General features: G+C 70.2%; 18 protein-coding genes and 1 pseudogene. 4 read left to right on the top strand and 15 right to left on the bottom strand.

What is annotated here, in order from left to right:
- Positions 1 to 7: 7 nt before the first annotated feature.
- Genes nuoK through ABT300_RS00045 form a run of 11 tightly spaced genes read right to left on the bottom strand, consistent with a single transcriptional unit; the run spans position 8 to position 10,898 of the window.
- Positions 8 to 307 (bottom strand): NADH-quinone oxidoreductase subunit NuoK, encoded by a 300-nt coding sequence (gene nuoK, locus ABT300_RS00095; protein ID WP_003974374.1) that lies wholly within the window; start codon positions 305 to 307, stop codon positions 8 to 10.
- The gene (locus tag ABT300_RS00090) at positions 304 to 1,158 is read right to left on the bottom strand and encodes an NADH-quinone oxidoreductase subunit J (protein WP_351669728.1); all 855 of its coding nucleotides are present in this window, start codon (positions 1,156 to 1,158) and stop codon (positions 304 to 306) included. The genes nuoK and ABT300_RS00090 overlap by 4 nt, the downstream gene beginning before the upstream one ends.
- The gene (gene nuoI / locus ABT300_RS00085) at positions 1,155 to 1,796 is read right to left on the bottom strand and encodes an NADH-quinone oxidoreductase subunit NuoI (RefSeq protein WP_351669725.1); all 642 of its coding nucleotides are present in this window, start codon (positions 1,794 to 1,796) and stop codon (positions 1,155 to 1,157) included. The genes ABT300_RS00090 and nuoI overlap by 4 nt, the downstream gene beginning before the upstream one ends.
- Positions 1,789 to 3,150 carry an NADH-quinone oxidoreductase subunit NuoH gene (gene nuoH, locus ABT300_RS00080; RefSeq protein ID WP_351669723.1) on the bottom strand — a complete coding sequence of 454 codons (1,362 nt, stop codon included), beginning with the start codon at positions 3,148 to 3,150 and terminating at the stop codon, positions 1,789 to 1,791. Before nuoH ends, nuoI begins: the two co-directional genes overlap by 8 nt.
- Entirely contained in the window at positions 3,147 to 5,651 is a 2,505-nt protein-coding gene (locus ABT300_RS00075) for an NADH-quinone oxidoreductase subunit G (RefSeq protein WP_351669720.1), read from the bottom strand. The genes nuoH and ABT300_RS00075 overlap by 4 nt, the downstream gene beginning before the upstream one ends.
- A complete protein-coding gene (gene nuoF / locus ABT300_RS00070) occupies positions 5,648 to 7,000 on the bottom strand; it encodes an NADH-quinone oxidoreductase subunit NuoF (RefSeq protein WP_351669717.1) in 1,353 nt (450 codons plus the stop codon). Before nuoF ends, ABT300_RS00075 begins: the two co-directional genes overlap by 4 nt.
- On the bottom strand, positions 6,997 to 7,869 hold the full coding sequence (gene nuoE / locus ABT300_RS00065) for an NADH-quinone oxidoreductase subunit NuoE (RefSeq protein WP_351669714.1): 873 nt from the start codon (positions 7,867 to 7,869) through the stop codon (positions 6,997 to 6,999). The genes nuoF and nuoE overlap by 4 nt, the downstream gene beginning before the upstream one ends.
- Positions 7,866 to 9,203, bottom strand: a complete 1,338-nt coding sequence (locus ABT300_RS00060; protein ID WP_351669711.1) for an NADH-quinone oxidoreductase subunit D — start codon at positions 9,201 to 9,203, stop codon at positions 7,866 to 7,868. Before ABT300_RS00060 ends, nuoE begins: the two co-directional genes overlap by 4 nt.
- On the bottom strand, positions 9,200 to 9,973 hold the full coding sequence (locus ABT300_RS00055; RefSeq protein ID WP_351669708.1) for an NADH-quinone oxidoreductase subunit C: 774 nt from the start codon (positions 9,971 to 9,973) through the stop codon (positions 9,200 to 9,202). Before ABT300_RS00055 ends, ABT300_RS00060 begins: the two co-directional genes overlap by 4 nt.
- On the bottom strand, positions 9,970 to 10,524 hold the full coding sequence (locus tag ABT300_RS00050) for a NuoB/complex I 20 kDa subunit family protein (protein WP_057584832.1): 555 nt from the start codon (positions 10,522 to 10,524) through the stop codon (positions 9,970 to 9,972). The genes ABT300_RS00055 and ABT300_RS00050 overlap by 4 nt, the downstream gene beginning before the upstream one ends.
- A gap of 14 nt (positions 10,525 to 10,538) precedes the next feature.
- Entirely contained in the window at positions 10,539 to 10,898 is a 360-nt protein-coding gene (locus ABT300_RS00045; protein ID WP_007383963.1) for an NADH-quinone oxidoreductase subunit A, read from the bottom strand.
- A gap of 739 nt (positions 10,899 to 11,637) precedes the next feature.
- Here ABT300_RS00045 and ABT300_RS00040 point away from each other — a divergent pair.
- On the top strand, positions 11,638 to 12,438 hold the full coding sequence (locus ABT300_RS00040; protein WP_351669704.1) for a C40 family peptidase: 801 nt from the start codon (positions 11,638 to 11,640) through the stop codon (positions 12,436 to 12,438).
- 341 nt (positions 12,439 to 12,779) lie between these two features.
- Here the strand turns inward: ABT300_RS00040 and ABT300_RS00035 are convergent, their stop codons facing one another.
- Positions 12,780 to 14,087: a geranylgeranyl reductase family protein gene (locus tag ABT300_RS00035; protein WP_502977848.1), complete on the bottom strand. Its 1,308-nt coding sequence runs from the start codon at positions 14,085 to 14,087 to the stop codon at positions 12,780 to 12,782.
- A gap of 98 nt (positions 14,088 to 14,185) precedes the next feature.
- Between ABT300_RS00035 and ABT300_RS00030 the strand changes: the two genes are divergently transcribed.
- Together ABT300_RS00030 and ABT300_RS00025 are read left to right on the top strand one after the other, a co-directional pair.
- Positions 14,186 to 14,692, top strand: coding sequence for a GNAT family N-acetyltransferase (locus tag ABT300_RS00030; RefSeq protein WP_351669701.1), 507 nt, complete (start codon positions 14,186 to 14,188; stop codon positions 14,690 to 14,692).
- A gap of 132 nt (positions 14,693 to 14,824) precedes the next feature.
- Positions 14,825 to 15,139, top strand: coding sequence for a PASTA domain-containing protein (locus tag ABT300_RS00025; RefSeq protein WP_351669698.1), 315 nt, complete (start codon positions 14,825 to 14,827; stop codon positions 15,137 to 15,139).
- A 33-nt stretch (positions 15,140 to 15,172) separates the two neighbouring features.
- Here ABT300_RS00025 and ABT300_RS00020 read toward each other — a convergent pair whose 3' ends face one another.
- Positions 15,173 to 15,868, bottom strand: coding sequence for a demethylmenaquinone methyltransferase (locus ABT300_RS00020; RefSeq protein WP_351669695.1), 696 nt, complete (start codon positions 15,866 to 15,868; stop codon positions 15,173 to 15,175).
- A gap of 331 nt (positions 15,869 to 16,199) precedes the next feature.
- Between ABT300_RS00020 and ABT300_RS00015 the strand changes: the two genes are divergently transcribed.
- Positions 16,200 to 17,270, top strand: a complete 1,071-nt coding sequence (locus ABT300_RS00015; protein ID WP_351669692.1) for a chitinase — start codon at positions 16,200 to 16,202, stop codon at positions 17,268 to 17,270.
- Positions 17,271 to 17,384: 114 nt separating this feature from the next.
- Here the strand turns inward: ABT300_RS00015 and ABT300_RS00010 are convergent, their stop codons facing one another.
- Both ABT300_RS00010 and ABT300_RS00005 read right to left on the bottom strand, forming a co-directional pair.
- Positions 17,385 to 18,047 carry an amidohydrolase family protein gene (locus tag ABT300_RS00010; protein ID WP_351669689.1) on the bottom strand — a complete coding sequence of 221 codons (663 nt, stop codon included), beginning with the start codon at positions 18,045 to 18,047 and terminating at the stop codon, positions 17,385 to 17,387.
- Between the two features lie 20 nt (positions 18,048 to 18,067).
- A pseudogene (locus tag ABT300_RS00005) lies at positions 18,068 to 18,356 on the bottom strand (dehypoxanthine futalosine cyclase); the annotation flags it as partial.

The following is an 18,356-nucleotide window of genomic DNA, read 5'->3' as shown; positions in this document are numbered from 1 at the left end:
CGACCCCTTACAGCTTCATCAGGCTGGCGTCGTCGACCGAGGCCGAGTGGCGGGAACGGAACAGCGACACGATGATCGCGAGTCCGACCACGACCTCCGCGGCGGCGACCACCATCGTGAAGAAGGCGATGATCTGGCCGTCGAGATTGCCGTGCATCCGGGAGAAGGCGACGAACGCGAGGTTGCAGGCGTTGAGCATGAGCTCGATGCACATGAAGACGACGATCGCGTTGCGCCTGATCAGCACGCCCGTCGCACCGATCGTGAACAACAGGGCTGCGAGGTAGAGGTAGTTGACGGGGTTCACTTCGACGCCTCCTCCGTCCGCCGGGAGTTCGGCCCCAGGCGGGGCGGCTCGACCGCGGCCCGCTCCAGACGCTCCTCGGCACGCTGCTCGATGGCCTTGAGGTCGCTCAGCGCCTCGGCGGACACGTCCCTGATCTGGCCGCGCTCGCGCAGCGTGCTGCTGACCGTGAGCTCCGACGGGGTGCCGTCGGGCAGCAGGCCCTGGACGTCCACCGCGTTGTGCCGTGCGTACACGCCGGGGGCCGGCAGCGGCGGAACGTGCTTGCCCTCGCGGACGCGCTGCTCGGCCATTTCCCGCTGGGTCTTGGGCCGCTCGGTGCGCTCGCGGTGGGTGAGCACCATGGCGCCCACGGCCGCCGTGATGAGCAGGGCGCCGGTGATCTCGAAGGCGAAGACGTACTTCGTGAAGATGAGGGCGGCGAGGCCCTCCACGTTGCCGTGGGCGTTCGCCTCGGTGAGGCCGTTGAACTCCGTCAGGGAGGCGTTGCCGATGCCGGCGATCAGCAGGACGCCGAAGCCGAGGCCGCACAGCAGCGCCAGCCAGCGCTGCCCCTTGATGGTCTCCTTCAGCGAGTCCGCCGCGGTGACGCCGACGAGCATCACCACGAACAGGAAGAGCATCATGATCGCGCCGGTGTAGACGACGATCTGCACGATGCCGAGGAAATAGGCGCCGTTGGCGAGGTAGAACACCGCCAGGACGATCATGGTGCCGGCGAGACAGAGCGCACTGTGCACGGCCTTCTTCATGAAGACGGTGCACAGGGCGCCGGCCACCGCGACCGTGCCGAGCACCCAGAACTGGAAGGCCTCGCCGGTCGAGGTGGCGTAGGCGGCGAGCTGCGCGCTCATCGGCCCACCACCTCCTCCGACGCCGACTCGCCCGGTCCGGACGTGGACGCGGCCTCCTGCGGGCCCTCGCCCTTGGAGACGGCCGTCTGGCGTTCCGTGCCGGGCGCGGCCTCCGTCACCAACCCCCGGTAGTAGTCCTGCTCGTCGGTGCCCGGGTAGATGGCGTGCGGCGAGTCGACCATGCCCTCGTCGAGGCCGGCGAGCAGCTGCTCCTTGGTGTAGATCAGGTTGGCGCGGCTGGAGTCGGCCAGCTCGAACTCGTTGGTCATCGTCAACGCGCGCGTGGGACACGCCTCGATGCACAGGCCGCACAGGATGCAGCGGGCGTAGTTGATCTGGTAGACGCGCCCGTACCGCTCGCCCGGGGAGTAGCGCTCCTCGTCGGTGTTGTCCGCGCCCTCCACGTAGATGGCGTCGGCCGGGCAGGCCCAGGCGCACAGCTCACAGCCGACGCACTTCTCCAGGCCGTCCGGATGACGGTTGAGCTGGTGCCGTCCGTGGAACCGGGGAGCTGTGGTCTTCTCCTGCTCCGGGTACTGCTCGGTCAGCCGCTTCTTGAACATGGCCTTGAAGGTCACGCCGAAGCCGGCCACGGGGTTCTGGAAACCGGGCTTGGTCTCCTTGGGCTCCTCAGCCATCGGACGCCTCCTTTCCATCCAGCGATCCGTCACTCACAGTGTCCACTCCACCACTGACAATGAGCTCCCGCTCCCGGCTCGGGCGACGCCTCGGCACCGGCGGCAGCTCCTGCCCCGGCAGCGGCGGCACGGGGAATCCGCCCGCCATCGGGTCGAAGTCGGCCGGCTCGGCGGGGGCCTGAGCCTCCTTCCGCGCGTTGCGGAACATGTCCGCGACGAAGGACAGCAACAGCAGGACCAGGACGCCGCCGCACACGTAGAGGGCGATGTCGGTGAAGTCGTAGTTCTCGTTGCGCAGCGTCCGTACGGTCGCGACGAGCATCAGCCACGTCACCGACACCGGGATCAGGACCTTCCAGCCCAGCTTCATCAGCTGGTCGTACCGGACGCGGGGAAGCGTGCCGCGCAGCCAGATGAAGAAGAACAGCAGCAGCTGCACCTTGACGACGAACCAGAGCATCGGCCACCAGCCGTGGTTCGCGCCCTCCCAGAAACCGCTGATCGGCCAGGGGGCGCGCCAGCCGCCGAGGAAGAGCGTGGTCGCCACGGCGGAGACCGTCACCATGTTCACGTACTCGGCGAGCATGAACATCGCGAACTTGATCGACGAGTACTCGGTGTTGAAGCCGCCGACCAGGTCGCCCTCGGACTCCGGCATGTCGAAGGGGGCGCGGTTGGTCTCGCCGACCATCGTGATGATGTAGAGGACGAAGGAGACCGGCAGCAGGAGGATGTACCAGCGGTCCTGCTGCTGCTCGACGATGGTCGAGGTCGACATCGACCCCGAGTAGAGGAACACCGAGGCGAACGCCGCGCCCATGGCGATCTCGTAGGAGATCATCTGCGCGCAGGACCGCAGGCCGCCCAGCAGCGGGTACGTGGAGCCGGAGCTCCAGCCGGCCAGCACGATGCCGTAGATGCCGACGGAGGCGACCGCGAGGACGTAGAGCATCGCGATCGGCAGGTCGGTCAGCTGCATCGTGGTGCGCTGACCGAAGATCGAGACCTCGTTGTCGGCCGGACCGAAGGGGATCACCGCGATCGCCATGAAGGCCGGGATGGCCGCGACGATCGGCGCGAGGATGTACACCACCTTGTCCGCGCGTTTGACGACGAGGTCCTCCTTCAGCATCAGCTTGATGCCGTCGGCGAGGGACTGGAGCATGCCCCAGGGACCGTGCCGGTTGGGACCGATGCGCAACTGCATCCAGGCGACGACCTTGCGCTCCCACACGATGGAGAACAGCACGGTCACCATCAGGAAGGCGAAGCAGAAGACCGCCTTGACGACGACCAGCCACCAGGGGTCGCGGCCGAACATCGAGAGGTCCTCAGCGGCGAAGTACGGGCTCATGCCTCCACCTCCTTGGGGGCGTCGGCGGTGAGCTTCGCCGGGCCGATGCGTACGAGGGAGCCGGGCGTGGCCCCGGAGTCGGAGGCGACGCCCCGGCCGGTGGAGTTCAGCGGGAGCCAGACGACCCGGTCGGGCATCACGGTGATCTGCAGCGGCAGTGCGACCGTTCCGGCGGGTCCGGTGACGGCGAGCAGGTCGCCGTCCGCGACACCCGCCTCGGCTGCCGTGGCGGCCGAGACACGCGCGCGTGCCGCGTGCCGGGTCCCGGCGAGCGCCTCGTCCCCCTGCTGGAGGACGCCCTGGTCGAGCAGCAGACGGTGCCCGGCGAGGACGGCCTCCCCGGCGGCGGGCCGCGGCAACTGCGCGGCCTGCTCCGTGGACTCGGCGGCCCCGGGACCCTCCCAGGCCCCGAGCCGGTCGAGCTCCGCACGCGCGGTGCGCAGATCCGGCAGGCCGAGATGGACGTCCATGGCGTCGGCGAGCATCTGCAGCACGCGGGCGTCGGCGGGCGCCACACGGCGGGTCATCTGGTCGGGCTTCAGTGCCGCCTCGAAGAAGCGGACCCGACCCTCCCAGTTGAGGAAGGCGCCCGGCTTCTCGGCGACCGCGGCCACCGGGAGGACGACGTCGGCGTGCTCGGTGACCTCACCTGGCCGCAGCTCCAGCGACACCACGAAGCCGGCCTCGGCCAGCGCCTCACGCGCGCGTGCCGGGTCGGGCAGATCCGCGATCTCGACGCCGGCGACGAGCAGCGCCTGCAGTTCGCCGGAGGCGGCGGCCTCGACGATCTGCCCGGTGTCCCGGCCGTACCGGTGCGGGAGTTCGGCCAGGCCCCAGGCCGCGGCGACCTCCTCACGCGCGCGGGGGTCGGTCGCCGGACGGCCGCCCGGCAGGAGCGACGGCAGGGCGCCCGCCTCGATCGCGCCCCGCTCCCCCGCCCGGCGCGGAATCCACACCAGCCGGGCGCCGGTCGCCGAGGCGGTCCGGGCCGCGGCGGTCAGCCCGCCCGCCACCGCCGCCAGCCGTTCGCCGACGACGATCACCGCGCCCTCGGCCCGCAGCGCCTGTGCGGCCGTGGCGCCGGCGTCCGCCAGGCCGGAGCCGCTCGCCAGCGCGTCCAGCCACTCCGTCTCGGTGCCCGGAGCGGCCGGCAGCAGGGTGCCGCCCGCCTTCTCCAGGCCACGGGTGGCATGCGTGGCCAGCGAGAACACTCGCTGGCCGTGCCGCCGCCAGGCCTTGCGCAGTCGCAGGAAGACGCCGGGCGCCTCCTCCTCCGACTCGAACCCGACCAGCAGGACGGCGGGCGCCTTCTCCAGGGAGGAGTACGTGACGCCCGTACCGTCGAGATCGCGGCCGCGGCCGGCGACGTGGGCGGCCAGGAAGTCGGCCTCCTCGCTGCTGTGCACCCGCGCGCGGAAGTCGATGTCGTTCGTGTCGAGCGCCACGCGCGCGAACTTGCTGTACGCGTAGGCGTCCTCGACGGTGAGACGGCCGCCGGTCAGCACGCCGGTCCTGCCGCGTGACGCCAGCAGACCCTGAGCCGCGATCTGCAGGGCCTCCGGCCAGGAAGCCGGTACGAGGTCCCCCTCGGCGTTGCGCACCAGGGGCGTGTCGAGCCGGTCCCGCTGCTGCGCGTAGCGGAACGCGAAGCGTCCCTTGTCGCACAGCCACTCCTCGTTGACCTCGGGGTCCTCGGCGGCCAGCCGTCGCATGACCTTGCCGCGGCGGTGGTCGGTGCGGGTGGCGCAGCCGCCGGAGCAGTGCTCGCACACCGACGGGGAGGAGACCAGGTCGAACGGCCGGGAGCGGAACCGGTACGCCGCCGAGGTCAGCGCGCCCACCGGGCAGATCTGGATGGTGTTGCCGGAGAAGTACGACTCGAAGGGGTCGCCCTCGCCGGTGCCCACCTGCTGCAGCGCCCCGCGCTCGATCAGCTCGATCATCGGGTCGCCCGCCACCTGGTTCGAGAACCGGGTGCAGCGGGCGCACAGCACGCACCGCTCCCGGTCGAGGAGCACCTGGGCGGAGATCGGCACGGGCTTCTCGTAGGTCCGCTTCCTTCCCTCGAAGCGGGACTCGGCCTGGCCGTGCGACATGGCCTGGTTCTGCAGGGGGCACTCGCCGCCCTTGTCGCAGACCGGGCAGTCCAGCGGATGGTTGATGAGGAGCAGCTCCATCACGCCGTGCTGCGCCTTCTCGGCGACCGGCGAGGTGAGGTGCGTCTTCACCACCATGCCGTCCGTGCACGTGATCGTGCAGGACGCCATCGGCTTGCGCTGGCCCTCGACGTCGACGATGCACTGGCGGCAGGCGCCTGCGGGGTCGAGGAGGGGATGGTCGCAGAAGCGGGGGATCTCGATGCCGAGCTGCTCGGCGGCCCGGATGACCAGGGTGCCCTTGGGCACGCTGATCTCGGCGCCGTCGATCGTCAACGTCACGAGATCTTCCGGCGGGACCGCCGCCTCGCCGCCTCCGGAGGGAGCGCTGGTGGTCACCGTCATGCGTTCACCTCCGTGTGCTTGTCCGCCCACGCCGTCGACTTGGCCGGGTCGAAGGGGCAGCCGCGGCCCGTGATGTGCTGCTCGTACTCCTCGCGGAAGTACTTGAGCGAGGAGAAGATCGGCGATGCGGCGCCGTCGCCGAGGGCGCAGAAGGACTTGCCGTTGATGTTGTCGGCGATGTCGTTGAGCTTGTCGAGGTCGGACATCGCGCCCTTGCCGGCCTCGATGTCGCGCAGCAGCTGCACGAGCCAGTACGTGCCTTCGCGGCACGGTGTGCACTTGCCGCAGGACTCGTGTGCGTAGAACTCGGTCCACCGGGTCACGGCACGCACCACGCAGGTCGTCTCGTCGAAGCACTGCAGTGCTTTCGTGCCGAGCATGGAACCCGCGGCGCCCACTCCTTCGTAGTCAAGAGGGACGTCGAGGTGCTCGTCGGTGAACATCGGCGTCGAGGAGCCGCCCGGCGTCCAGAACTTGAGCCGGTGCCCGGGTCGCATGCCGCCGCTCATCTCGAGGAGCTGGCGCAGGGTGATGCCGAGCGGGGCCTCGTACTGGCCGGGGCTCGCGACGTGGCCGCTGAGGGAGTAGAGCGTGAAGCCCGGGGACTTCTCGCTTCCCATCGACCTGAACCATTCCTTGCCTTTTTGCAGGATGGCGGGAACTGACGCGATCGACTCGACGTTATTCACCACAGTCGGGCACGCATAGAGGCCCGCGACCGCAGGAAAGGGGGGACGAAGCCGCGGTTGACCACGGCGGCCTTCGAGCGAGTCGAGCAGCGCGGTCTCCTCACCGCAGATGTACGCGCCGGCGCCGGCGTGCACGGTGAGCTGGAGGTCGAGTCCGCTGCCCAGGATGTTCTCGCCGAGGTAGCCCGCCGCATAGGCCTCGCGCACGGCCTCGTGCAACCGCCGCAGAACGGGGACGACTTCGCCACGCAGATAGATGAAGGCATGAGACGACCTGATGGCGTAACACGCGATCACAATGCCCTCGATGAGGCTGTGCGGGTTCGCGAAGAGGAGCGGGATGTCCTTGCAGGTCCCGGGCTCCGATTCGTCGGCGTTGACAACTAGATAGTGCGGCTTTCCATCCCCCTGGGGAATGAACTGCCATTTCATTCCCGTCGGGAATCCCGCGCCGCCCCGTCCGCGCAGACCGGAGTCCTTGACGAACGCGATCAGTTCGTCCGGCGACATGGCGAGCGCCTTGCGCAGGCCCTCGTATCCCTCGTGCCTTCGGTAGACGTCCAGGCTCCAGGCCCTGTCCTCGTCCCAGAAGGCCGACAGCACGGGTGCGAGCAGCTTCTCGGGGCTGCCGCCTTTCAGTTCGGGTGCCAAGGTCATCACTCCCCCTCCTCGGCGGTAGGCCCTGCCGGGTGAGCCGGGTCGGAGGCCGACGTGTCCTGTGGCGCGTCGTGCGAACTCAGGTGCTCGGTGGGCGACGGCTCGTGGACGGCCCGGTCCCGCGGCTCGTCGTGCGGCCCGCCGTCTCGCGGATGGACCACGCGCGCGGGTGCGGTCTCTCCCTTCGCCAGGCGAAGACCCACCAGTGACGCCGGTCCCGCACTGCCGCTCGCCTCGACGGCCCCCTCCCGCTCGTCGGGGAAGCCCGCCAGGATGCGGGCGGTCTCCTTGAAGGAGCAGAGCGGCGCCCCGCGCGTCGGGGACACCGTGGCGCCGCTGCGCAGGTCGTCCACCAGGCGCTTCGCGCTCTGGACGGTCTGGTTGTCGAAGAACTCCCAGTTGACCATCACGACCGGCGCGAAGTCGCAGGCCGCGTTGCACTCGATGTGCTCCAGAGTGATCTTTCCGTCGTCGGTGGTGCCTCCATTGCCGACACCCAGGTACTCCTGGAGCTCGTCGAAGATCGCGTCGCCGCCCATCACCGCGCACAGCGTGTTGGTGCAGACGCCCACCTGGTAGTCGCCGCTGGGTCGGCGCCGGTACATGGTGTAGAAGGTGGCGACCGCGGTGACCTCGGCGGTGGTGAGGTCCAGCACGTCGGCGCAGAAGCGCATTCCGGTGCGCGTGACGTGCCCCTCCTCCGACTGCACGAGGTGCAGCAACGGCAGGAGCGCGGACCGGGAGTCGGGGTAGCGGGCGATGATCTCGCGCGCGTCCGCCTCCAGCCGGGCTCGGACGTCGTCCGGGTAGGCGGGCGCGGGCAGTTCGGGCATGCCCAGGCTGACGCCCCGCTCGGAAGAAGAGGTGGTCACCGGTCGACGCCTCCCATCACGGGGTCGATGGACGCGACGGCGACGATGACGTCGGCGACCTGGCCGCCCTCGCACATCGCCGCCATGGCTTGCAGGTTGGTGAAGGACGGGTCCCGGAAGTGGACCCGGTAGGGGCGGGTGCCTCCGTCGGACACGGCGTGCACCCCGAGCTCGCCCTTGGGCGACTCGACCGCCGCGTACGCCTGGCCCGGCGGCACGCGGAAGCCCTCGGTGACCAGCTTGAAGTGGTGGATCAGGGCCTCCATGGACGTGCCCATGATCTTCTTGATGTGGTCGAGGGAGTTGCCGAGACCGTCGGGGCCCAGGGCCAGCTGGGCCGGCCAGGCGATCTTCCGGTCGGCGACCATGACCGGGCCGGGCTGCAGCCGGTCCAGGCACTGCTCGACGATCCCGAGCGACTGGCGCATCTCCTCCAGCCGGATCAGGAAGCGGCCGTAGGAGTCGCAGGAGTCGGCGGTCGGGACGTCGAAGTCGTACGTCTCGTAGTCGCAGTAGGGCTGGGTCTTGCGCAGGTCGTGTGGCAGACCGGTGGAACGCAGGATGGGGCCGGTGGCGCCTAGGGCCATGCAGCCCGCGAGGTCGAGGTAGCCGACGTCCTGCATGCGGGCCTTGAAGATGGGGTTCCCGGTCGCGAGCTTGTCGTACTCGGGGAGGTTCTTCTTCATCTTCTTCACGAACTCGCGGATCTGGTCCACCGCGCCGGGCGGCAGGTCCTGGGCGAGTCCGCCGGGGCGGATGTACGCGTGGTTCATCCGCAGGCCCGTGATGAGCTCGTAGATGTCGAGAATCATTTCACGATCACGGAATCCGTAGATCATGATCGTGGTGGCGCCGAGTTCCATGCCGCCCGTGGCGATGCACACCAGGTGCGACGACATCCGGTTCAGCTCCATCAGGAGCACCCGGATGATCTTGGCTCGCTCGGTGATCTGGTCCTCGACGCCGAGGAGCTTCTCGACGGCGAGACAGTACGCGGTCTCGTTGAAGAAGGACGTCAGGTAGTCCATGCGCGTCACGAACGTGGTGCCCTGCGTCCACGTGCGGTACTCGAGGTTCTTCTCGATGCCCGTGTGGAGGTAGCCGATGCCGCAACGGGCCTCGGTGACGGTCTCGCCCTCGATCTCCAGGATGAGCCGGAGCACCCCGTGGGTGGAGGGGTGCTGGGGGCCCATGTTGACGACGATGCGCTCGTCGTCGGCGCGGGCCGCTGACTGGACGACCTCGTCCCAGTCGCCGCCGGTGACCGTGTAGACGGTGCCCTCTGTGGTCTCGCGCGCCGAGGCGGACGCGGCTGATGACTGCGTGCTGCTCACGAGTACGACCTCCGCTGGTCCGGAGCCGGGATCTGGGCGCCCTTGTACTCGACGGGGATGCCGCCGAGGGGATAGTCCTTGCGCTGCGGATGGCCCGGCCAGTCGTCCGGCATCATGATCCGCGTGAGGGCCGGGTGACCGTCGAAGACGATCCCGAAGAAGTCGTAGGTCTCGCGCTCGTGCCAGTCGTTGGTGGGATACACGGGGACCAGGGACGGGATGCGCGGGTCGCCTTCCGGGGCGCTGACCTCCAGGCGGATCAGCCGGTTGTGGGTGATCGAGCGCAGGTGGTAGACGGCGTGCAGCTCGCGCCCCTTGTCGTGCGGGTAGTGCACGCCGCTGACGCCGGTGCAGAGCTCGAAGCGCAGGGCCGGGTCGTCGCGCAGGGTGCGGGCGACGCGGAGCAGGTGCTCGCGCTCGATGTGGAAGGTGAGCTCGTCGCGGTCGACGACCGTCTTCTCGATCGCGTTGCCGGGGAGGAGACCCTGCTCCTCCAGCGCGCCCTCCAGTTCGTCGGCGACCTCGTCGAACCAGCCGCCGTAGGGCCGGCTCGCCGCCCCCGGGAGCCGGATCGACCGCACCAGGCCGCCGTAGCCGGAGGTGTCGCCGCCGTTGTCGGCGCCGAACATGCCGCGCTGGACGCGGACCTCCTCCCCGCCCTGGCCACGCTGGCCGGGGAGGTTGGACGCGGAGAGGTCCTTCTCGGGGTTCACCCCGTTCGAGGAGCCGTTCGCGCCGTTCGCGCCCTGGGCGCCGTTCGCGTCGCTCACCGCAGCAGCCCCTTCATCTCGATCATGGGCAGGGCCTTCAGCGCCGCCTCCTCCGCCTCGCGGGCCGCCTCCTCGGCGTTCACGCCCAGCTTGGAGTTCTGGATCTTGTGATGGAGCTTGAGGATCGCGTCCATCAGCATCTCGGGCCGCGGCGGGCAGCCCGGAAGGTAGATGTCGACGGGCACGATGTGATCGACGCCCTGGACGATCGCGTAGTTGTTGAACATGCCGCCCGAGGACGCGCAGACGCCCATGGAGATGACCCACTTCGGAGCGGGCATCTGGTCGTAGACCTGGCGGAGCACCGGAGCCATCTTCTGGCTCACCCGGCCGGCGACGATCATGAGGTCGGCCTGGCGGGGCGAACCGCGGAAGACCTCCATGCCGAAGCGCGCCAGGTCGTAGCGGCCGGCGCCGGTCGTCATCATCTCGATGGCGCAGCAGGCCAGACCGAACGTGGCGGGGAAGACGGACGCCTTGCGCACCCAGCCCGCGGCCTGCTCGACGGTGGTCAGCAGGAAACCGCTCGGCAGCTTTTCTTCGAGTCCCATGACTTAAAGGCCCCTCAGTCCCATTCCAGGCCGCCGCGCCGCCACACGTACGCGTACGCCACGAAGACGGTGAGCACGAAGAGCAGCATCTCCACGAGCCCGAAGACACCCAGGGCGTCGAAGGTGACGGCCCAGGGGTAGAGGAAGACGATCTCGATGTCGAAGACGATGAAGAGCATCGCCGTCAGGTAGTACTTGATGGGGAAGCGCCCGCCGCCGGCCGGCGTGGGGGTCGGCTCGATACCGCACTCATAGGCCTCGAGCTTGGCGCGGTTGTACCGCTTCGGCCCGATCAGCGTGGCCATGACCACGGAGAAGATCGCAAAGCCTGCCCCGAGGGCTCCCAGTACGAGGATGGGCGCATACGCGTTCACCGCTCCTCGCTCCTCTCAGTCGGCACTGACTGCTGGCGATGACATCGGACTCGCGCTGGCCCGCAGGCCCGCGAACACCGCCCGTCCAGACGAAGATCGCGAACATGTGAAGCAGGTCACAAGCCCAACTGCCTCGCATCCTATGCCCGCCGCTCTGTGATCTGCGACACGGGGTATTACACAAGCTTTGTGATCTCCACCACCTGACGAACGATCATGAAGTCGTATCAGCGGTGATCTTCGTACGCGAAGCGTCAGAGTGATCACAAGAAGTGACATTTGCGCTCGTCATCGCAGGCCGGAGAGGCGTCTCCATATCAAGAGGCTTCCCTTGCATGCAAATTGGAGCTGGACGCGAAGGGCTGATAGAGGACCGCGTTCACACATCAGGGGGAGGGAGGGGCCGGACATGGACGCGTGCACGCGTTCACGAGCGGAAGCCGTCATGCCGCGGGCGCGAGACGCGGGCGTCCCGGTAACCGTTCCGTGACCTCCGCCACACCCGCGAGGGCCCCCAAGAGCGGGGCTTGGCCAACTGTCTCGACCGGTGGTAGGCGCATGACAATTCGGGCGTAACCGCGAAACACCATGATCACAGGCTTGATCACGTGCGTCCGCAATGTCCGTTACGGCGTCAATAAAGAACCCGAGGCGGGGAATTTGGGGCGTCCGTTGAACAACTGTGGCGCACCACACGTTTCTTGAAGGTATGGAGGAGCCCCTGATACCGGTTGTACCCATGTCCCTCACCGCTCACATACGCAGCCACCGGAAACCCCGCCGCAGCGCGTCGACGATCGCGATGCGGGCCGGAGTCGCCAGTGGTGTTCTCGGCACGCTGGCCGTCGCCACAGCAGCCGGCTCGGCCAACGCCGCCGAACCGGTGACGCAGACGCTCGAACTGCCCGTGCTCACCGGCGACCTGGCCGCCCAGGTCGCGCAGTCCGCCCAGGCCACGCAGCAGGCCGCGGCGAACTACCAGCTCCACGCGGAGCGTGACGCGGCTGCCGCGTCCGCCGCCAAGGAAGCCAAGAAGGACCTCGCCGAGGCCAAGGCCGAGGCGAAGAAGAAGGCGGAGGCCGCCCGCAGGGCCGCCGCCGAGCGGGCCACGCGCTCCGCCGAGCGCACCACGCTGACCTCGACGTCGGCCAAGGCCTTCAGCAGCACGAGCTCCTCCACGGCGACGGGTTCGGCCGCGGCCGTCATCGCCTTCGTGAAGGCGCAGATCGGCGACGCCTACGTGTCCGGCGGCACCGGACCCAACTCGTGGGACTGCTCGGGCCTGGTGCAGACCGCCTTCAAGCAGGTCGGCATCGACCTGCCGCGTGTCTCGCAGGACCAGTCGACGGCCGGCACCCGGGTGTCGCTGGACAACCTGCAGCCCGGCGACATCCTCTACTGGGGCAGCGCGGGCAGCGCCTACCACGTGGCGGTCTACGTCGGCGACGGCATGTTCGTCGGCGCGCAGAACCCGTCCACCGGCGTGGCCGAGAAGCCGCTGTCGTACGACCCGCCGAGCGGCGCGGTGAGGGTGCTCTGACCGCTCCCGGGCGCCTCTGAGGGCGCCTCACGCACGCAAGGGCCGCAGCCGCTCGGGGGCAGCGGCCCTTCGGGCTGTTCCCGGGCTCTGCGGGCGCGCTCGCCCGGGCGGCACGAGCGGCCGGCCCGTCATCCGGTGCGCCGCCGCGGGAGCGCGCGTCACGGCGCCGCCGGACGGGGCGTCGACGCACGGCCGTTCGTTCACGACCGACGAGGCGGCCAAGATGCCCGACATGTCGGGCACTTCAGCATTAGGCGGACGAGGGGGGAGCGGCCCCCCGCTGCGGCGGCCGAACGGCGGGCCCCCGCCCTGTGGTCGGGCCCGCCGCGTTCACCGGCCGGTCAGGCCTTCGGGGCCACCTTGCTCAGGCCGTTGATGATGCGGTCCATCGCGTCGCCGCCGGTGGGGTCCGTCAGGTTGGCGAGCATCTTCAGCGTGAACTTCATCAGCATCGGGTGGGTCAGGCCGCGCTGGGTCGCGATCTTCATGACCTTCGGGTTGCCGATGAGCTTCACGAAGGCGCGGCCCAGCGTGTAGTAGCCGCCGTAGGCGTCCGCGAGGATCTGCGGGTAGCGCTGCAGGGCGAGTTCGCGCTGGCCGGGCGTGGCGCGGGCGTGGGCCTGCACGATGACGTCGGCGGCGAGCTGTCCGGACTCCATGGCGTAGGCGATGCCCTCGCCGTTGAACGGGTTCACCAGGCCGCCGGCGTCGCCGACGAGCAGCAGGCCCTTGGTGTAGTGGGGCTTGCGGTTGAAGGCCATGGGGAGGGCGGCGCCGCGGATCGGGCCGGTCATGTTTTCGGGGGTGTAGCCCCAGTCCTCCGGCATGGACGCGCACCACGCCTTGAGGACCTCGCGCCAGTCGAGCTCCTTGAAGGAGTCGGAGGTGTTGAGCACGCCGAGGCCGACGTTCGACGTCCCGTCGCCCATGCCGAAGATCCAGCCGTAGCCGGGCAGCAGCCGGTCCTCGCCGGGGCCGCGGCGGTCCCACAGCTCCAGCCAGGACTCGAGGTAGTCGTCCTCGTGGCGCGGGGAGGTGAAGTAGGTGCGGACGGCGACGCCCATCGGACGGTCCTCACGGCGGTGCAGGCCCATCGCCAGGGAGAGGCGGGTGGAGTTGCCGTCGGCGGCGACCACGAGCGGGGCGTGGAAGGTGACTTCGCGCTTGTCCTCCCCCAGCTTGGCGTGCACGCCGGTGATGCGGCCGGTGCGGTCGTCGACGATCGGGGCGCCGACGTTGCAGCGCTCGTGGAGGCGGGCGCCCGCCTTCTGGGCCTGGCGGGCGAGCTGCTCGTCGAAGTCGTCGCGCTTGCGGACGAGGCCGTAGTCGGGGAAGGAGGCCAGATCGGGCCAGTCCAGCTGGAGCCGGACGCCGCCGCCGATGATGCGCAGACCCTTGTTGCGCAGCCAGCCGGCCTCTTCGGAGATGTCGATGCCCATGGCCACCAGTTGCTTGGTGGCGCGCGGGGTGAGGCCGTCCCCGCAGACCTTCTCGCGCGGGAACTCGGTCTTCTCCAGCAGGAGTACGTCGAGTCCGGCCTTGGCGAGGTAGTAGGCGGTCGTGGAGCCGGCCGGTCCCGCGCCGACGACGATGACGTCGGCGGTGTTCGCGGTGAAGGGCTCGGAGTGGGGCTCGGTCACGGCGGTCACGGCGGGATCTCCCCAAGTTCGGAATCTGCGTGCCGACCGGCACTGGACACGGGCAGTCTATTCAGCAGCATTGATCACCCGGCTGAAGGGCTGCCCCCGTGAACCGAGCTCTCCCCGTCGTACGGCTGCGCGTCCCCACGGACGAGGACGCGGTCGCCTGGCACCGGGTCTTCGACGATCCGGACGTCATGGAGTTCTTCGGCGGGAGATCCGCGGAGCTCTCGGTCTACGAGGAGCTCACCGCCCGCCAGCGCCGGCACGACGCCGAGCACGGTTTCTGCCTGTGGACGTTGCTGGACGCGGACGACCGGGTCATCGGGTTCACCGGCGCGCAGCCGTGGCCGCGGGACTGGGGTCCCCGGGGAGAGATCGAGATCGGGTGGCGGCTGGGGCGGGAGCACTGGGGCCGGGGGTACGCGACGGCGGCCGCCCGGTCGACGCTGGAGCGGGTGCGGGCGGCCGGGGTGCCGGAAGTGGTGGCCATGGTCGACGCGGGCAACCAGCGGTCCATCGCCGTCGCCGAGCGGCTGGGGATGCGGCTCGCGGAGACGTACGCGAGGCCGCAGTCGACGCGGGAGTCACACTGCTACCGCCTCGCCTGGTGACGACGTCGGTCACTCCCCGCAGTCGTCGGCTACGGAAAGACACCTGACGCTTCCGGACGGCGCCCCCGGGCGGTTACCCTTCCAGTACCGCTGGGGGTGACATCTGTGCTCATACCACCCAAAACACCCGAAGTGCGTGTGCCCAGGTTCGTCGGTCTGATGGCCGTGGACGCGCGCGAGGCGGCTGCGGCGCACGGTGTGCTGCTGGCCGCGCCGGACCGGCCCGACTTCCATCGCACGGTCGTCGACTACGTCGTACGGCAGTACCCCCCGCCGGGCGTCGAGGTGCCTCGGGGCGCCGTCGTCACCGTGTGGTTCGAGTTCCGCGACGGGGAGGGCGGCGGAGGCGCGGGCGTGCGCGAACCGCGCGTGCCGCGACCCGGCGGGGGCGGGCTGGAGCGCGAGCTGGACCGGCCGAAGGCCCCCTTCGCGGCGATCACCGGGTGACGGCCGTCGGGCCCGTCAGGGCCGTCAGGCCCGTCAGGCTTCCTTGAAGCCCCGGTGCAGGGTCACCACGCCGCCCGTCAGGTTGCGCCAGGCGACCTTCGACCAGCCTGCCTTGCGCAGGTGCTCGGCGAGGGCGGGCTGGTCGGGCCAGGCGCGGATGGACTCGGCGAGGTAGACGTAGGCGTCCGGGTTCGAGGAGACCGCGCGGGCGACGGGGGGCAGCGCGCGCATCAGGTACTCGGTGTAGACGGTCCGGAAAGGCGCCCAGGTCGGGTGCGAGAACTCGCAGATCACGACGCGCCCGCCGGGCCGGGTCACCCGGTGCATCTCGCGCAGGGCCGCGTCGAAGTCCTGCACGTTGCGCAGGCCGAAGGAGATGGTGACGGCGTCGAACGAGTCGTCCTTGAAAGGCAGCTTCGTCGCGTCCCCGGCGGTGAAGGGCAGCCAGGCGTGGTTCCTCTTGCCGACCTGGAGCATGCCGAGAGAGAAGTCGCAGGGGACGACGTAGGCGCCGGTCTGCGCGAACGGGAGGGAGGAGGTCGCCGTGCCGGCGGCGAGGTCCAGGACCTTCTGCGCCGGGCGGGCGTCGACCGCCTTCGCGACCTCCTTGCGCCACCGCCGGTCCTGGCCGAGCGACAGGACGTCGTTGGTCAGGTCGTACCGTTCCGCCACGCGGTCGAACATCGAGGCGACTTCGTGGGGCTGCTTGTTCAGGGAAGCACGGGTCACCCGGTCATTGTGTCAGCCCCTCCCCCGCCGGCTCACGGCAGGAGCCTCGGCCTCCCGCGCGCCGCCACGGCCCGCTCGACGAGGGCGACCGCCTCCCGTCGTCCTCCGGCGTGACCCGATCGTCTTTCGATTGCGGGCTCGGACGGCATTCACCAGGTCTCAGAAAGGCTTTGTCCGGCGGACGGATGTCGCGTCCTGCACGCTTGCAGCCCTGATCCGACTGTGTTCCCGCGATTCCCGCGCGGCCCGCCGGGATGTGGGACATTCCCCGTTCGGGAACGCACGGCGTTTCCCGGCCGGGGCGGAAATCACGAAAGCGGGTGCTGACACAATGAGGAGTCTCCTGGTGCCGACGGCCGGGGTCGCCTGCCTGATATCCCTGACGTTGACGGGGTGCTCCGCGCAGTCCGGGGGCGCGCCGGACGACGCGGCGCCCGTGGCCGCCGACCGGGCCGCCGATCGGGCAGGAGGACAGTCCGCGGACGCCTCGCCGTCGATGCGTGCCGGGAAGCCCGGCGCCCGCGCCGGCACCGCCTACGCGCCCTACGTGAGCGCGGACGAGGCCTCCGCCAACGATGCCGCCGGCTCGCCGACGACGTACAACCTGGCGTTCGTCATCGCCGACGGCCGTGACTGCACGCCGAAGTGGAACGGCGTCCACGCCCTCGGGGACAAGGCGGTGAAGTCCCGTGTCTCCACGCTGAAGAGGACGGGCGCCACGGTGCGGGTCTCCTTCGGCGGAGCCTCCGGCACGGAACTGGCGGCCGCCTGCGACAACGCGCCGGCCCTCGCGAAGGCGTACGGGGACGCGCTCGACGCGGCCGGCTCCACACAGGCCGACTTCGACGTCGAGGGCGACGAGTTGACGGACTCCGGCTCGGTCGCCCGGCGTTCCGCGGCGATCGCGGCACTGCAGAAGGAGCGCCCGGACCTGGAGGTCACCTTCACCCTCCCGGTGATGCCCTCCGGACTGGACTCCGCCGGCCTGGCGCTGCTGGCCTCGGCGAACAGGTACGACGTCAAGGTCTCCACCGTCAACCTCATGACGATGAACTACGCCGAGTCGTACGCCGGCGACATGGGCGGCTACGCGATCGCCTCGGCGACCGCCGCGCAGGCGCAGCTGAAGAAGGCGTTCGGGACGGACGACTCCGCCGCGTGGCGCGGGATGGCGCTGACGTCGATGATCGGCACGAACGACGTCGACAACGAGACGTTCACGCTCGCCGACGCGGCCCAGGTGCGGGCGTTCGCCGAGGAGAAGGGCATCGCATGGGTGTCGATGTGGTCGACGTTCCGGGATCGGCAGTGCGCCGCCGGGACGGACACGGATGACGCCCTGACCAATTGCAGCGGGGTGCCGCAGCATGCGGGGGCGTTCGCGGAGGCGTTCTCGAGGTAGGGGGCGGTGGCGAGGGCGCCTGTGGTGCGCAGGGTGCAGGTGCGTCGCCGCGGGAGCTGGTGCGTCGCCGCCGGGGCAGGTGCGTCGCGTAGGCGCCCGCGCCCCTTCGGCGGCTCACCTGGACCGGTACAGCAGCCTGCCCTCGATCACGGTGGCCACACAGGCGCCCGCGCCCTTCGCCGTCAGGGTCGCCTCGTCCTGCGCGTCGAAGACCGCCAGATCGGCCCGGGCGCCGACCTCCAGGGGGCCGTGGACCGTGCCCGCCAGGTCGAGGCCCTCGGAGAAGGGGTCCAGGTCGGGGTGGTCGCCCAGGAGCATCCCGCCGGGAGCGCCGGTGACCGGGACGACGCTCAGGCCGGAGCGGGCCACCGCCTGCGCCACCAGGGGGTCGGTGAAGCGGGCGCCGGGCGAGGCCAGTGCCGTGGTCCCGTGCCTCAGCATCCGCTGCAGGCCGCGGCGGACACTGCCCGACCAGCGGGTCTCGGTCAGGTCCAGGGCTGCCAGGCGCTCGCCCCACAGCGGGAGTTCGCCGAGTTCGTCGTACTCACGCGGGTCGGGGTGGTAGCAGCGGCGCAGCAGCCACAGGCCGTGCCACTGGCGCAGTCCGGGGGTCAGGACGCCGGGCCAGCGGCGGACGCGGGCGCCGGGGGCCGCGGCGACGACCTCGTCGTACGGACCGAGGGCCGCGATCCGGCCGCCGTCCACGGCGACGGCGCCGTCCGGGAGGGGCGCCGCGCCGACCGGCAGGACCAGGGGCGCGGCGTGGATCGTCAGCATGCGAGAGGCGGGTGCGGCGGCTAGTTGGAAGCGAGCAGCTTCAGCTCGGGGTGAGCCGTGCCGCCCTCGATCGCCGTGGACGAGATGTGGGACATCACCCGCTCGTCGACCGGGTCGTTCGCCGGGTCGTCGTGCACGACGAGGTGCTCGTATGTCGTAGCGCGCTGGGCCGGGACCCGGTCCGCCTTCCTGATCAGGTCGATGATCTCCAGGCGGTTGGAGCGGTGCTTGGCGCCGGCCGAGGAGACGACGTTCTCCTCCAGCATGATCGAGCCGAGGTCGTCGGCGCCGTAGTGCAGGGAGAGCTGG

The sequence above is a fragment of the Streptomyces sp. NPDC001027 genome (assembly GCF_040299045.1).
Lineage (GTDB): Bacteria > Actinomycetota > Actinomycetes > Streptomycetales > Streptomycetaceae > Streptomyces.
The sequence above is the reverse complement of the archived record's forward strand: the minus strand, read 5'-3'. Positions and strand labels throughout refer to the sequence as shown.

Bases quoted from the DNA above. Each gene is read 5' to 3' on its own strand.
- ABT300_RS00075 (WP_351669720.1), bottom strand. From the start codon at position 5,651: ATGACGGTGACCACCAGCGCTCCCTCCGGAGGCGGCGAGGCGGCGGTC.
- nuoI (WP_351669725.1), bottom strand. From the start codon at position 1,796: ATGGCTGAGGAGCCCAAGGAGACCAAGCCCGGTTTCCAGAACCCCGTG.
- ABT300_RS00015 (WP_351669692.1), top strand. From the start codon at position 16,200: ATGAGGAGTCTCCTGGTGCCGACGGCCGGGGTCGCCTGCCTGATATCC.
- ABT300_RS00050 (WP_057584832.1), bottom strand. From the start codon at position 10,524: ATGGGACTCGAAGAAAAGCTGCCGAGCGGTTTCCTGCTGACCACCGTC.
- ABT300_RS00010 (WP_351669689.1), bottom strand. From the start codon at position 18,047: ATGCTGACGATCCACGCCGCGCCCCTGGTCCTGCCGGTCGGCGCGGCG.
- ABT300_RS00090 (WP_351669728.1), bottom strand. From the start codon at position 1,158: ATGAGCGCGCAGCTCGCCGCCTACGCCACCTCGACCGGCGAGGCCTTC.
- ABT300_RS00040 (WP_351669704.1), top strand. From the start codon at position 11,638: ATGTCCCTCACCGCTCACATACGCAGCCACCGGAAACCCCGCCGCAGC.
- nuoH (WP_351669723.1), bottom strand. From the start codon at position 3,150: ATGAGCCCGTACTTCGCCGCTGAGGACCTCTCGATGTTCGGCCGCGAC.